Below are 13,516 nucleotides of genomic sequence, written 5' to 3' on the forward strand. Positions count from 1 at the left end.
GCGCTCGTCCCGGGCACGTTCATGCTGTACGCGGTCTGGTTCTACATCCTGACGGCGCCGATCGGCTTCAAGATGGACGGGCCGATCCCGTACGTCATCGCCACGATCGGGACCATCACGCTGCTCGTCTTGTTCCACGTGCGCGCGCGTTCGATGCGGGCCCAGAACATGGAGTGCGACGTCGATATCGATACAGCCGCATGACAAAAGGGTTTGACCGTGACGGTCAAACCCTTTCTTCGTGTTCACCGAGCCGCGTCGTGCTCGTGGCGGTCGGGGAGTAGAGGTAGATGCAAAACGTCGTGCCTTCCCCGTAGACGGAATCGGCATGGATGCCCCAACCGTGCGCCTCGGCGATCCGTTTACAGATGCGCAGGCCGAGACCGGTCCCTTTGATCGGGCGGTGGGCGTCGGAGTCGACGCGGTAATACTCGTCAAAGATGTACGGCAACGCCTCCTCGGGGATGCCGATGCCTGAGTCTTTGACGGACAAGACGAGCGTCCCGTTCTCGTCCGTCACGTCGACCGTGACGGTGCCGCCTTCCGGCGAGTACTTGATGGCGTTGCCGACCAAGTTGTGGACGAGCTGCAACAGTTTTTCTTGATCGGCCTCGATGACGAGGCCGTCCGTTGCCGCTAACGTCACATGGTGATCAGAAGATGTCGTGTCATAACTCGCCACCACTTCCTCGAGGAGTGGTTTCAATGCGACCGGTTCCCGTGCGAGCAAGTCCTCGGAATACGTGACGCGCTGGTAGTCGAGGAAGTTGTCGACGAGCCGCTCGAGTCGGTCCGCCTCCTGTTTCACGAGCGTCAGCATGGCGTGTGTCTTCTCGTCATCCTTGTGGCGATGCATGAGCAGTTCGGTGTAACCGGTGATGGCGGTGAGCGGCGTCCGGAAGTCGTGGGACAGCTCGGCGAGGAACGCGTCTTTTTGTTCCTCGAATTGGATCATTTCCGTCTCGTCGCGCCACATGATGAAGACGCCGCGCGGAGTATGGGTGAAATTAAAGATGAGTTGGATCACCCGTTCCCCGATGTGGAGTCGACGGGAGTCCATCCGCGGGCAACAAAGGAAGCGGTTGTCGAGTATTTCTTGCCAAAGCGGTGCCACAGCGTCCAGGTCGGCCCCGTTCTCTTCAAAGCGAGCGAAAAAGAATTCGGTGAGCGCGGTCGTGTCCTCGAAGCGGCGAGTGACCATCGCCGGGCACATCGCGCGCAGCTCATCGTTCGAATAGAGGTGGTTGCGGGTGAAGTCGATATAACAGATGGCATCTTGCGCTTCCTCGACGATCGAGGCGATCGGGAAGCTGTGCGGCGACCGGGTCCGTTTGGCGGGAAGGGGACGTTTCCCTCCGTTCCGGTGATGGTGGCGACGCGACGGATAGAACTGTTTTCGTTCCATAGGCGAACCTCCTTTCACTCTTGTTACACGTATCACATAAGTAAAGAGGAATGATCCTCTAGCAAGTCGTTATCTTTTGATTCCCATTATACGTCAATGCCGCCAAAACCAATAGTCACAATAAAGTACCAATCAAATTCGGCGACAATTCGGGACAAATCGGACAAAAAACCTCCACCCGGTGAGGGATGGAGGTGAGGGATGGAGGTGAGGTGTCAAAAGAAGTTATAAGGGTTGAGGCTGCTCGCCGGTGCGTTGCTGCTGTAGACGTACGGCGACTTATGTACTTCGAAATGAAGATGGCTGCCGAACGAGTTGCCGGTGTTGCCGACCGTGCCGATGTTCGCGCCTCGTAACACGGTCTGTCCTTGGACGACGTTCAAGCGGTCGAGGTGGGCGTAGACGGTCGTGTACGACTGGCCGTTCAATTGATGCGTGATCATGATGTGGTTCCCGTAAGCGCCGGTGTTGCGGGCGACGATGACTTGTCCGCCAGACGCGGCGATGACCGGCGTGCCTTTCGCTGCCGCGAGGTCGATGCCGTTATGGAACGTGTAGCCGTAAACGCCGCTCGCCGGACCATACTTTTGCGTCAACGTGCCTTTCGTCGGCATGAGGAGCTTCGTCGTCGATGTCGTTTGGAGCGTCGTACTCGCATAAGGTTTAATGAATGCGCTCGAGACATAGCGGGACGTGCCGTTGAAATTGATTTTCGTCCATGAACCCGTCGTCTGTTGCGCCGAAAACGTCTGGCCGAGCTTGACGCTGCCGACGATTGCGTACGTCGTACCAGGGCCGGAACGGACGTTCAAACTGTTTACTGTCACTTCAGCTTTGTAATACGTCGACGCTTCGACCGGCGTCGGGGCCGGGGTGATGAGACCGATGGTGAGCAACGCACTTAATACAATTGTCATTAATTTCTTTTTCATTTTTATGGTAATCCCTTCAGTGTGAAAGATTGGTATATGCGACATAATGAACCTGATAATTTAAATTTTATCACCAAAAATATATTTTTATATTTCATTTATATTTCAAAAAAATATATTGCCATTTTAAAACATAGAAAAACGAACCTGTCCGGACTGGACAAGTTCGTTATAGTCGCTTCATATGGTCGGTCTGACTTCTTTAGTTCGCGGACAGTTCGTCTTCGGTCACCCATTTATGGTTCGTGACTCGTTCACCATTGTCGAGCTCGAAATCGACCATGTAAACCGTCGTCTCCTCAGCAGAGTCGATCGTTGCGGTCGCACCACCCATGCCGCTCATGTGCTCGGCATCGACCGTCACTTCGTCGCCTGGCTCGTAAGCGCCGGCTTTTGCGTCGACAATCTCTTCGTGAATGATCCACTTATGGTCACGCACTCGTTCGCCCCCATGCATCGGGTCGTACGAGATGCTATAGACGACCGTGTCGTAGGCACCGACGATGGTCGCCTCGGCCCCTTCCATTCCTGGCATATGGGCCTCGGTAATGACAGCTTGATCTCCGACATCAAACGTCGGGTTCTCGGCTTCTTGAAGACCTGTCGGCACTTCACGGGAACCGGACATGTCCATATTGCCATGGTCCATCTCGCCCATTGATTCATCAGGCATGTCATTCATCGTATTATCGTTCGTCCCGCAAGCGGTGAGTCCGGCGCTTAAGGCGAGCGTCATCGTCAGTGTGGCAAACTTTCGTTTAAATCTCATAGTCAAAACCTCCGATTTGATATGTGGTTGATTATTCCGAACTGATAAAGCAAAACCGTCATGGAAAAGTCCGGCTAAATCGTCTCTGTTATGGTTATACCTTTCAATCGTGAAAGAATTGTTAAACGTGTCGTGTCTCAAGGAATAATTTTGATTGGTTTCACAAGTTTTTAACGTTCGACATTTACAGTGGACGTTGAGAGAAGGAGGGAGAAAATCAAATGCATACAAATCGAATGATACTTATACTGTTGGCGACCGTATTTTTGACCGCTTGTGGACCGGACACGCCACCGAATGAAACGGCGACTGAATCGGAAGCGCCTGTGGCAGAGACGGAACAAAAGTCACAACAAGTCGAAGCCGACAATTGGAAACGAGTCGAGACCGACGCGGCCATCACCCACATTCATGGGGCTGGTTTTTGGCAGGACGATGCCCGTCCGGTCGTTGCGACGCACCACGGACTGATGGAGTACCGGGAAGACGGCTGGTACGAATTGATGTCGAACCGTCACGATTATATGGGTTTTGAGCTTGTCGTGGATGGTTTTTATGCGAGCGGTCACCCCGAACGTCAATCCGCATTTAAAAATCCACTCGGTGTCGTCCGCGGCACCGACCGAGGCGAGACGCTCGAAGTTCGCTCGCTAGAAGGGGAGGCGGATTTTCACCATATGAGCGTGGGTTACAGGTCAGAAAGTTTATACGTCTATCTCGAAGAGCCGACAAATGAGTTGCGACCAGGCTTTTATCGTTCGCTCGACAAAGGTGAGACGATTGAACCGATGAAGATGGAAGGGACGGAACGCCACGGCATCGTCGGTCTCCTTGCCGACGCGAGAGAGCCGTTGCGCGTGCACGTGTACGGCCCGAACGGGATGCTCGTCTCGGACGATGGTGGCGATACGTTCGACACGTTGATCTCAGGCGAGCGCATCCTCCTCGCCGCGACGGACGACACGACGCTCGCCTATGTGCGAGAAGCGTCCGACTATGAACTCGTCTTACGTCAGGACGAAGATGAGACGGTGCTGCCGTTGCCGGATTTAGAAGCGGACGCGGTGCCAATCGAGCTCGCCATTGACGAGGGACGTCTCTTACTAGCAACTTCTGACAATAGCGTCTATTTGTATGAAGAGGGGAGTTGGACGACACTCCTTCAAACAGGTACAGCGAAGTGACGATTTCACAACTCTTTCACATGTTGAGGGGAAAAAATGTGAAACCAGTTGGAAAGAGAGGTGCCGAGGTGGAAAAACGGCGGATTGAAATTTATGACCTCGAGCTCGGCGGGATGAACGTACAGTCGTTCGCCCATGTAGTCGTCCGGATGGCAACATGTCTCGTTCGAGATGATGATTTGATTTTCGAGGGATTCAAAGAACGCATCGGGCACCATTATTCCGACGTCGAATTCTTCGAAGTCGTCCATCAGCTCGAACGCCACATCGCGAGACGGATTCATCACGTCCGGCAGTTCATCCTCATCTCTGCCACTTTGGATGAGGCTGTTCTCGTCAACTATTCATCAGAAAAGCTGGTGCTCGTTCCCTTGTATGGCCCGAGAATCATGTATGCCGCATTAGAGCGCCTTGAGCCGAAGTGGGGAACGTACGAGGTGGACATTTGGCCAAAACATAACAAATAGCCGCTGCTTGTGAGACAAGCAACGGCTATTTTGTTAGGAGCGGGAGCGTGATTGTGAAGGTCGTCCCTGAGCGGTCGGATGCGACGTCAAGCGACCCTTCATGCAATTCGATGATCTGCTGCGCGATGGAGAGTCCAAGTCCGCTCCCGCCCGTGCGTCTCGAGCGGGATTTCTCGACACGATACAGACGTTCGAAGATGAACGGTAAATCTTCCTCAGGAATGCCCTTGCCGTCGTCTCGGAGGGTGAACGTGATCGTGTCTTTCATCAAAGCACCATCGAGTGTGACGTGCGCCGCACCGCTATGTTCGATGGCGTTATGCCCGAGCGCGCGAAACACTTGAATGATTCGATTGTGGTCGATGCGAAGGGATACATCGGACAACATCGAGAGCCGGCTCTCGAACAGGATCGGCGTGACACGAAACATAGACGCGAGGACACGTGTCAAGTCGTCAGCCAGTTGTGAGACGAGGATGTCGTCTTTATGAAGCGTGAACGTGTTCTCATCGAGTTGGGCGAGTTGGAACGCGTTCTCGACGAGCTCGGTTAATGCTTGGCTCTCTTCCAATATCGTTTGAATCGACTGTTCCTTCAAAGCGACGGGCGTTTGAGGCTTGGACGCGATCTCCGCATACCCTTGCAAATACGTGAGCGGTGTTTTGATCTCATGGGCGAGATCGGACAGAAATTGATTCCGCTCTTTTTTTAGATGCGCCAGCTCGAGCGACATCGATTCGATGGAGCGTGCGAGCTCCCCGATCTCATCGACACGTGAAGTGGGGAGGGTCAACTCACCCGGTCGCGTCAACACGTTCTCGGTCGCTCGGCGGAGCTGTTGAATCGGGTTGGAGATCAATCGACTGAGCAAGATGAACGTCAAGGCCGTGACGATGAGCGCGATGGCGGTGATGTAGAGGAAACGGAGCTGCAAACGATGGCTGATCCCGTGGATGATCTCTGTCGGAAGGAACATGTACACATAGCCGTAGAGTGCCGTCTCATCCATCGACTCGATCGGCGTCCGGACGGCGAGATACGGCTTGTTTTCCCAGTCCGTCTCGAGCACGACCGTCTGATCGAAGGCGGACTGGTCCGAAGCCTCCCGGATGAACGTCGACAAGACGGCGGGGAATCGATTGGATGTGTCGATCACCCTATGATCCGGTGCGACGATGGCGACTTTCGTGTCGGTCTCACTCTCCATCGCCGCGACGTGCGAAATCGTTTCCGTATCAAAACTCATCGCCAATACACTCGCGTGGCTTTCCGCCCGCGATTCGAGCCGGTCGATCTCCTCAACGACTCGTTCCCCGAGCAAGGTGTGATACAAAAGCATGAACAAGACGCTTTCGATCAGTAACGTCGTCAACAAAAAGACGAGACTGATTCGAAACGGGAGACTATTTCGCCAAGGCATCACGGCACATCCCGCCCCTCGACCCACCGGTAACCCCGTCCCCACACGGTTTTCAAGTAATCGTCGATTGGGAAACCGGCCTCCCCGAGCTTGTCCCGAATCATGCGGATGTGGGCATCGACCGTCCGGGGGTCAGATTCTGAAGAATACGGCCAGACGAGGTCATACAAGTCCATGCGGTTGTACAAACGGTTCGGGTGCTCGAGGAACAATTTCAAAATCGCCGTCGCTTTCGGGGTCAACACGACCTCTTGTTCCTTATAAAGAACGCGGCCGCTTGGTTCGTCGTATCGCAATTGATTATAGCTGACGTTTGTGAGTCGGCTACGTCGTAACACGGCGCGAATCCGAGCGAGCAAGACGTTCCCATCGAACGGTTTCGTCACATAGTCATCGGCACCGGCGTCTAAGCCGCGAATTGTCGTCTCGCTATCGGAACGCGCCGTCAGCAAGACGACGGGCAACTCTGCGTCGCGTTTTTTCAGTTGACGACAGAGTGTGATGCCGTCCACGTCCGGCATCATAATATCCAATAAGACCAAGTCAGGACGGTCGGCGATGAGCTCGAGCGCTTCGGTCGCGTCGCTCGCCTCGAGACACGTGTAGCCGTCGCCTTCGAGGAAGAGCCGCAACAGTCGGCGCATCTTCATCTCGTCGTCCACAATCAGTATCTTCATGCATGCCCTCCTTTTCTCCTCAACGTTCAGTTCGTGATGCATCCCCCGGTTCCCTTTCATGTGGATAGAAACGATGGACGAGGGCCGGTTCGTCACACGGGATCAGTTCGCCGTCGACACGCTCGAATCGATCGTGTCCTTTTCCGAAAATGACGCCACAGTCATAGTCCGGAAGCCGTTCGGCGAACGCACGGATGGCGTCGTGCCGGACCGGATGAACGGATAACGGCGGGCGAGCGGTTCGCCCTGGCGCCAAATCGTCAAGAATCTGTTGCGGAGCCTCCCTTCTCGGGTCGTGGACCGACAATACATAGTCCGCTCCCGATTGCGAGACGATCTTGGTCATCTCGCTGCGCTTTGAGCGGTCCCGTTCCCCGGCGGCACTGAGCAGCACGAGGACACGCGCGTGACGTTCGGTCAAAGCCGTGACGACTTCTTGGATCGCATCCGGCGTGTGCCCATAATCGACATAGGCGAGGGAAGCGATGCCCTCAATCCGCTCGAGTCGACCGCTCGGCAAGCGAAGGGAAGCGAGTCGCGGTACGGTGTCTTCAAGCGACGCACCGGTGGAGAGCACGATCCCGAGTGCGCACAGCATGTTGTCGAGGTTATACGTTTCCGTGAACGGGGGCTTGACGGCGAGGGACCGTCCTTTCGTCTGAAGCAACAAGCGGTCACGCTCGAGTTGTCCGAACAAATCAACGGACGTGTCACGGCGGCTGTAATAGCTTCGTTTCACACGACGGGGTGCCCTTGCTCCCATCCGCTCATGGAACGGGTCGTCTCGGTTGAGGAAGACATGGCCGTTCGCCGTCACTTGTTTGAACAGGCGGGCTTTCGTCTCGGCGTAGGAATCCATCGACCCGTGGTAATCTAAATGATCATGGGTCAAGTTCAGGAAAGATGCCGATTGAAAAGAAAGGCCAGTGATGCGGGATTCAGCGATCGCCTGAGAAGAGACTTCCATGACGCAGTCGGTGATTCCCGCTTTGACCATCTCATCTAAATGGCGGTTGACGGTTAACGGGTCCGGCGTCGTGTTCGGCGTCGTAAAAGTTTGACCCGCATAATGGATCCCGAGCGTCCCAATCGACCCGACCTTCATCCCGAGGGAAGTGAACAGTTGAAACGCGAGCGAGGTCGTCGTCGTTTTCCCGTTCGTCCCCGTGACCCCGTGCAAACGTAAACGCTTCGAAGGGTCGTCATAAAACATCGCCGCGAGCTCGGCCAAAGCGATTTTTGTGTCCCGACAATAAATGACGGAGACAGGCGCATCAATCGGTCGTTCCGCGATGATGGCGATGGCACCGTTTGCGATGGCCTCATCGATGAAATTGTGTCCGTCATGCCGGTGTCCGGTTATACAGACGAATAAATAATTATTTTTCACTTCTTTCGAGGAGAACGAGATTCCTTCAATCAACGTCTCATTCGGGTGTTCCACATACGTCCAAGTGATGGTTTGGCTTAGTCCTGTTAAGAGGTGTTGCAAATTGTTGAGCACGAGATGTTCTCCTTTTTCTAGTAAGTCCATCTTGACAGTATAGCCGCCGTTTGTGAAAAAGAAGTGAAATGAGTCCGCTCACTCGATTCATCGATTGCGTAAAAAAACCGAGGCAAACGCCTCGGCTCAATGGATATGTGGTAGATAAGGTTTGTCGTTCTTTCTAAAGGAAGGCGCAAGGACGAATCCGAGTCCGAGGACTACCCCGAACACGAGCCCGAGCGAGCTGTCGAACAAAAACATAAGGACGATCCCGAAGACGAGACCGACACTTAGATTACCAATCCGATCGAACATGGTTGAACCCCTTTTCCGTATAAGCTACCCCTCGAATGATATACGCTTTGCAAGAAAATATGCGCGTCGCCTACGCTGTTTCTTCATATACGTGACATCGGAGAAAAGGTTTCTTTGACAACCGTCAAATAAGAACAGTATGCTGAACGGGAAAGCATACTCATTAGGATTGTTACTGGACGGTCAGGCAAAACCTAAATCGGGCGCACACGTTGCGTCTGGTTTGGGTTTTTCGCGTTTTCAGAACGAAAAGGAGGAGCACGATGCAAAAAGTAATCTTTTTAGATGTCGACGGCACGCTCGTCGACGACCACGGGGACGTCCCGGCGTCAGCAAAACAGGCGGTGCAAGCGGCGAGACGAAACGGTCACCTCGTCTTTTTATCGACGGGACGCTCGAAGGCGGAGCTGTTCGAAGACATCCTCGACGTCGGGTTCGACGGCATCATCGGGGCGGCCGGCGGCTACATCGAGCTAAACGAGGAGGTGTTGTTCCATGAACGTGTCTCCGAGGAACGGCTGCGTCATCTCGTCGACTTCTTCACGGCCCATGGCGTCGACTTTTATCTCGAATCAAACGACGGGCTCTATGCCGGCGGGAACGTCAAAGCCCGGATCGCGACGCTCATCGAGGAGTTGATCGCGAGTCAGCCCGAGGCGAGTGCGGCGATCGAGCGAGGGTTACGACCGTTCCACGACGCGTTGAAAGAAGAGCCGGATCTCGTCCGCGCGGATGTCAATAAAATCTCGTTTTTAGGGTCCGACGTCCCTTTCGCGACGATTCAAGCCGAGTTCGCCTCCCACTTCACCGTCATCCCGAGCACGGTCGCCGTGTTTGGTGACAACAGCGGCGAGCTCTCGATCCCGGGCATCAACAAGGCGACGGCGATTGCGACGCTGCTCAATCATCTACAAATCGACCAGGCCGACACGATCGCCTACGGGGACGGCCATAACGACATCGAGATGCTCGAATATGTCGAGGTCGGCGTCGCCATGGGGAATGCGAAGCCCGAGGTCAAACGTGTCGCCGATGACGTCACGGCGAGGCACGATGAAGACGGGATTTGGGTGGGCTTTCAAAAGTACGGTCTCGTCTGAACGACACGTCCCGCAGGTTACAAAATAAACGTGTCCGGGAACAGTACGGGGTGAACGAAAAAAGGAGGAAACGACATGAAATACTTAATCACAGGTGCGACGGGGAAACTCGGCTCGAAGATCGTCAACGTCTTGCTCGAGTCGGTACCGGCAAGCGAAGTGGCGGTCAGCGTCCGCAATCCGGAGAAAGCGAGCGTGTTGAAGGAGAAGGGCGTCGACGTGCGTCACGGCGACTTTGACGACCCGGAGACGCTTGATGCGGCGTTTCGTGACGTCGAACGCCTCCTCATCATCTCGGCGGACGGCGACAACGACACGCGCATCCGCCAACATGCGAACGCCGTCGAGGCGGCCGAACGGGCCGGTGTCGCGTTCATCGCCTACACGAGTCTCGCGGATGCCCAGCAGAGTCAGAACTTGATGGCACCGCCGCACGTTGAGACGGAAGGGGCGATCGAACGGACAGGTATTCCGCACGCGTTCCTGCGCAACAATTGGTATGTAGAGAACGAACTCGGAAGCATCCAGGGCGTACTTGCCGGCGCACCTTGGGTGACGGCGGCGCGTGATGGGAAAGTCGGTTGGGCGCTCCAACACGATTATGCGGAAGCGGCGGCGAACGTCCTCATGGCGGACGACTTCGAGCAGGACGTCTTCGAACTGTCAGGCCCGCTCCATACGCAAGCGGAGCTCGTCGAGGCGCTCGGGGAAGTACTCGGCCGCGAGGTCGAACTCCAGGAAGTGAGTGCGGACGCCTACGCCAACGTCATGCGCGGCGCCGGTGTGCCGGAGGAAGTCATCCCGCTCGTCGTCGGGATTCAAGAGAGCATCCGCAACGGTTCGCTCGAAGTCGAGTCGAACGATTTCGAGCTCTTGCTCGGGCGGCCGGTGACACCGTTAAAAGAAGCGCTCAAACAGTTGATCGATACGTTATAAAAACAAGCCGCGACGGCAAAGTCGCGGCTTGTTTTTATAAGCTAGCCCGTTGTTCGAGTTGATCGGTCACGTGCTGTCGTCTCTCTTGGATCGACCCGATTTGCGTATCGCGGACACACCTTCCGTCAGTCGGTGGAAGATGGCCGTGACGTCAGCCGATACGGTTTGGCAGTTCTCGATCGTATGTGTTTTCAGTATCATGACATGAACGTTCTGCCCCTGGTTTCGTTCTATAGAAGCTATAGAGAACACTTATCAGAATCACGACGATGATTGCTCCGAGCGACATCCAAATCGGCATCTTGTACACATCACCGAAAATCATCTTCGTCCCGATGAAGACGAGCATGAAGCTGAGCCCGTGCTTCAAGTAGTAGAAGCGGTCAATCAAGTTGGCGAGGACGAAGTAGAGGCTACGAAGACCAAGGATTGCCATGATGTTCGCGTAGAAGATGATATACGGGTCACGCGAGTAGGCGAAGCTAGCCGCCACCGAGTCGACGGCGAAGACGATATCCGACAGCTCGATGAAAATCAAGGCGATGAAGAGCGGCGTGAAGAACAGCTTCCCGTTGATGCGTTTTGTGAACTTGCCCGACGAGATGTCTTGCGTGATCGGCAGGCGACGTTCAAGCCAGTTCAACGTCTTGTTGTGTTCGAGCGACTCATCTTTCCCGATGTTTTTGAACATCATCCAACCGGTATAGACGAGAAACGCCCCGAACACGTAGTACACCCATCCGAAGTTCTCTAACAGTGACACGCCGGCGACGATGAAGACGGCCCGGAAGAAGATCGCCCCGAGGATGCCCCAGAACAATACTTTATGCTGGTACTTGAGCGGGACGGCGAAGTAGGCGAAGACGAGCGAGAACACGAACACGTTGTCAATCGCGAGCGCTTTCTCGATGAAGTAGACGCTTGCGTATTCAGTCGCGATCGTGCTGCCTTGCGTATAGAACAACCACGCGCCAAACAGGACGGCAATACCGACCCAGACGAACGTCCACGTCCACGCCTCGCGCATGGACACTTCATGGGCTTTCCGGTGAAACACACCTAAATCAAGTGCGAGCATGACAACGACGAGCAGTAAAAACCCAATGAGTAGGGTCAACAACGATTCCTCCTTTTAAGTTCAAGCGAACTTCTATATTAATAATTTAAGGTCATTAGAACTTAAAGTCAATCTGTTTTATTTTGAAGCTTTAATATAAAATTTCGAGTTCTAACGACTTTGAAATTGTAAAATACAAGTTGAGGCTGTAAAATAAAACTAACTTAACTGAAAGAGGTGGAATAAGCCTTGGATTCTTCCTGGCTGATTGATTTATCGATTATTTTGTTTCTCATTTTGTTGAACGGTGTGTTCGCGATGTCGGAAATTGCCCTCATTTCCTCGAAGCCGAGCCGACTTGAAGCGGCTGCCGCTCGTGGGAGCCGTAGCGCCGCGATTGCGCTCCGTCACGCGAAGGACCCGACCGACCTATTGTCAACCGTTCAAGTCGGGATTACGTTGATCGGGATTATTAACGGTGCGTTCGGTGGTGCGCGGTTCTCAGACCCGTTGGCCCAACAGCTGATCGCCCTCGGGCTCGGGCGCGAAATTGCTGCGACGCTCGGATACATCATCGTCGTCACGATTATCACGTACTTGTCGCTCATCATCGGAGAGCTCGTGCCGAAACGAATCGCCCTTGTCACACCAGAACGCGTGACGATGACAATCATCCCGGCCCTCGACTTCTTCAGCAAAGTGATGAAGCCGTTCGTCTTCGTCTTATCGAAGTCGACGCTCGTCGTGTATAAGCTACTCGGATTGAAGTCCGAACAATCGACGGGAGAAGCAGAATTAGAGATTAAACAATTATTAAGCGAAGGGATGGCCCAAGGGGATTTCGCCCACGATGAAGTGAAACAAGTCGAGCGCTTGTTCGCGTTCCATGACCGCTACGTCTATCAATTGATGCAACCGCGTACGACCGTCGAATGGATTGACTTAGACGACTCGATTGAAGAGATTCAAGAGACGATCTATAAGAGTCAACACAACAAACTCCCGGTCGGCCGGGGCAACTTGGACCAGTTCATCGGATTCGTCGAGATTCGTGAGCTGTTGTCGCTCCCGTCGATTAAACATGAGACCCAAATCTTGAAACGTGTGAGACAGCCGCTCGTCGTCCCGCGCCAACAAGCAGGGAGCCTCGTCTTACAGTCGATGCAACAAAGTGGAGTCGAAATGGCGTTCGTATTGGATGAGTACGGCGGATTCCTCGGAGTCGTTACGCTGTTTGATATTTTAGAAGAGATCGTCGGCGAGGTCGTCGTCGAGCGGGAAGAACCATCCGTCGTCCAACGCGAGGATGGGTCGTACCTTGCTGACGGGATGCTCAATATCGATGAGGCGAAACAATTGTTCGGCCTCCCGCGCGAGCTAGAAGGGGAAGAACGGGCGGCGTTCCACACGCTCGCCGGATTCGTCATCACCGGACTCGGGACGTTCCCGAAAAAAGGCGATGTCATGGAAGCCCATGGCTTGCGCTTTGAAATCGTCGATATGGATGGACGAAGGATTGACCAGGTGTTGGTCCAGCCGCTCGACACGACACCGTAAATCATAACGCCACGTGAAAAGCCTCCTGACATTCACTGTCGGGAGGCTTTTTGAAAATTCTCCTCTCTCGTCGTCGGGATTCAAGAGAGCACCCGCAACGGTTCGCTCGAAATGGAGTCGAACGATTTCGAGCTCTTGCTCGGGCGCCCGGTGACGTCGCTGAAGGAGGCGTTGAAACAACTGATCTCCGCATTATAAAAAAACACGGCAA

General features: G+C 54.3%; 13 protein-coding genes and 1 pseudogene. 6 read left to right on the forward strand and 8 right to left on the reverse strand.

Translation table 11 applies throughout. From position 1 onward, the window contains the following. Positions 1–204 (forward strand): annotated as a pseudogene (locus L971_RS15205) (carbon starvation protein A); the annotation flags it as partial. A 22-nt stretch (positions 205–226) separates the two neighbouring features. Here the strand turns inward: L971_RS15205 and L971_RS13465 are convergent. The 3 genes from L971_RS13465 to L971_RS13475 form a co-directional block, all read right to left on the reverse strand. After that, positions 227–1,405, reverse strand: coding sequence for a cell wall metabolism sensor histidine kinase WalK (locus L971_RS13465; protein WP_081977096.1), 1,179 nt, complete (start codon positions 1,403–1,405; stop codon positions 227–229). Positions 1,406–1,620: 215 nt separating this feature from the next. Then, the gene (locus L971_RS13470) at positions 1,621–2,322 is read right to left on the reverse strand and encodes a M23 family metallopeptidase (protein WP_231557614.1); all 702 of its coding nucleotides are present in this window, start codon (positions 2,320–2,322) and stop codon (positions 1,621–1,623) included. Between the two features lie 217 nt (positions 2,323–2,539). Then, a complete protein-coding gene (locus L971_RS13475; protein WP_047376310.1) occupies positions 2,540–3,106 on the reverse strand; it encodes a YdhK family protein in 567 nt (188 codons plus the stop codon). Positions 3,107–3,327: 221 nt separating this feature from the next. On the opposite strand from L971_RS13475, the gene L971_RS13480 reads away from it, so the two are divergent. Together L971_RS13480 and L971_RS13485 are read left to right on the forward strand one after the other, a co-directional pair. Then, complete coding sequence (locus L971_RS13480) at positions 3,328–4,290, forward strand: F510_1955 family glycosylhydrolase (protein WP_047376311.1); 963 nt, start codon at positions 3,328–3,330, stop codon at positions 4,288–4,290. Between the two features lie 38 nt (positions 4,291–4,328). Further along, positions 4,329–4,757 (forward strand): hypothetical protein, encoded by a 429-nt coding sequence (locus tag L971_RS13485; RefSeq protein ID WP_156111538.1) that lies wholly within the window; start codon positions 4,329–4,331, stop codon positions 4,755–4,757. A gap of 25 nt (positions 4,758–4,782) precedes the next feature. Here L971_RS13485 and L971_RS13490 read toward each other — a convergent pair whose 3' ends face one another. The 4 genes from L971_RS13490 to L971_RS15090 all read right to left on the reverse strand — a co-directional run bounded on the left by L971_RS13490 (position 4,783) and on the right by L971_RS15090 (position 8,655). Further along, positions 4,783–6,177 carry a cell wall metabolism sensor histidine kinase WalK gene (locus L971_RS13490; protein ID WP_047376317.1) on the reverse strand — a complete coding sequence of 465 codons (1,395 nt, stop codon included), beginning with the start codon at positions 6,175–6,177 and terminating at the stop codon, positions 4,783–4,785. Beyond that, a complete protein-coding gene (locus L971_RS13495) occupies positions 6,177–6,854 on the reverse strand; it encodes a response regulator transcription factor (RefSeq protein WP_029334303.1) in 678 nt (225 codons plus the stop codon). Before L971_RS13495 ends, L971_RS13490 begins: the two co-directional genes overlap by 1 nt. Before the next feature lie 19 nt (positions 6,855–6,873). Then, entirely contained in the window at positions 6,874–8,358 is a 1,485-nt protein-coding gene (locus L971_RS13500) for a UDP-N-acetylmuramoyl-L-alanyl-D-glutamate--2,6-diaminopimelate ligase (RefSeq protein ID WP_052200403.1), read from the reverse strand. Between the two features lie 126 nt (positions 8,359–8,484). Then, the gene (locus tag L971_RS15090; protein WP_156111539.1) at positions 8,485–8,655 is read right to left on the reverse strand and encodes a hypothetical protein; all 171 of its coding nucleotides are present in this window, start codon (positions 8,653–8,655) and stop codon (positions 8,485–8,487) included. Between the two features lie 263 nt (positions 8,656–8,918). Here L971_RS15090 and L971_RS13505 point away from each other — a divergent pair, with 263 nt between their 5' ends. Next, entirely contained in the window at positions 8,919–9,755 is an 837-nt protein-coding gene (locus L971_RS13505) for a Cof-type HAD-IIB family hydrolase (protein WP_047376318.1), read from the forward strand. Between the two features lie 75 nt (positions 9,756–9,830). Beyond that, positions 9,831–10,691, forward strand: coding sequence for an SDR family oxidoreductase (locus L971_RS13510; RefSeq protein ID WP_047376319.1), 861 nt, complete (start codon positions 9,831–9,833; stop codon positions 10,689–10,691). Between the two features lie 151 nt (positions 10,692–10,842). On the opposite strand, the gene L971_RS13515 is transcribed toward L971_RS13510, so the two are convergent. Then, positions 10,843–11,808 (reverse strand): TerC family protein, encoded by a 966-nt coding sequence (locus tag L971_RS13515; protein ID WP_047376320.1) that lies wholly within the window; start codon positions 11,806–11,808, stop codon positions 10,843–10,845. 189 nt (positions 11,809–11,997) lie between these two features. Here L971_RS13515 and L971_RS13520 point away from each other — a divergent pair, with 189 nt between their 5' ends. Then, positions 11,998–13,305 carry a hemolysin family protein gene (locus L971_RS13520; RefSeq protein WP_047376322.1) on the forward strand — a complete coding sequence of 436 codons (1,308 nt, stop codon included), beginning with the start codon at positions 11,998–12,000 and terminating at the stop codon, positions 13,303–13,305. Positions 13,306–13,516 lie beyond the last annotated feature (211 nt).

It is taken from the genome of Exiguobacterium sp. ZOR0005 (assembly GCF_000798975.1).
Classification (GTDB): domain Bacteria; phylum Bacillota; class Bacilli; order Exiguobacteriales; family Exiguobacteriaceae; genus Exiguobacterium; species Exiguobacterium aurantiacum.

Bases quoted from the DNA above. Each gene is read 5' to 3' on its own strand.
- L971_RS13505 (WP_047376318.1), top strand. From the start codon at position 8,919: ATGCAAAAAGTAATCTTTTTAGATGTCGACGGCACGCTCGTCGACGAC.
- L971_RS13510 (WP_047376319.1), top strand. From the start codon at position 9,831: ATGAAATACTTAATCACAGGTGCGACGGGGAAACTCGGCTCGAAGATC.
- L971_RS13475 (WP_047376310.1), bottom strand. From the start codon at position 3,106: ATGAGATTTAAACGAAAGTTTGCCACACTGACGATGACGCTCGCCTTA.
- L971_RS13470 (WP_231557614.1), bottom strand. From the start codon at position 2,322: ATGACAATTGTATTAAGTGCGTTGCTCACCATCGGTCTCATCACCCCG.
- L971_RS13480 (WP_047376311.1), top strand. From the start codon at position 3,328: ATGCATACAAATCGAATGATACTTATACTGTTGGCGACCGTATTTTTG.
- L971_RS13490 (WP_047376317.1), bottom strand. From the start codon at position 6,177: ATGCCTTGGCGAAATAGTCTCCCGTTTCGAATCAGTCTCGTCTTTTTG.
- L971_RS15090 (WP_156111539.1), bottom strand. From the start codon at position 8,655: ATGTTCGATCGGATTGGTAATCTAAGTGTCGGTCTCGTCTTCGGGATC.
- L971_RS13465 (WP_081977096.1), bottom strand. From the start codon at position 1,405: ATGGAACGAAAACAGTTCTATCCGTCGCGTCGCCACCATCACCGGAAC.
- L971_RS13495 (WP_029334303.1), bottom strand. From the start codon at position 6,854: ATGAAGATACTGATTGTGGACGACGAGATGAAGATGCGCCGACTGTTG.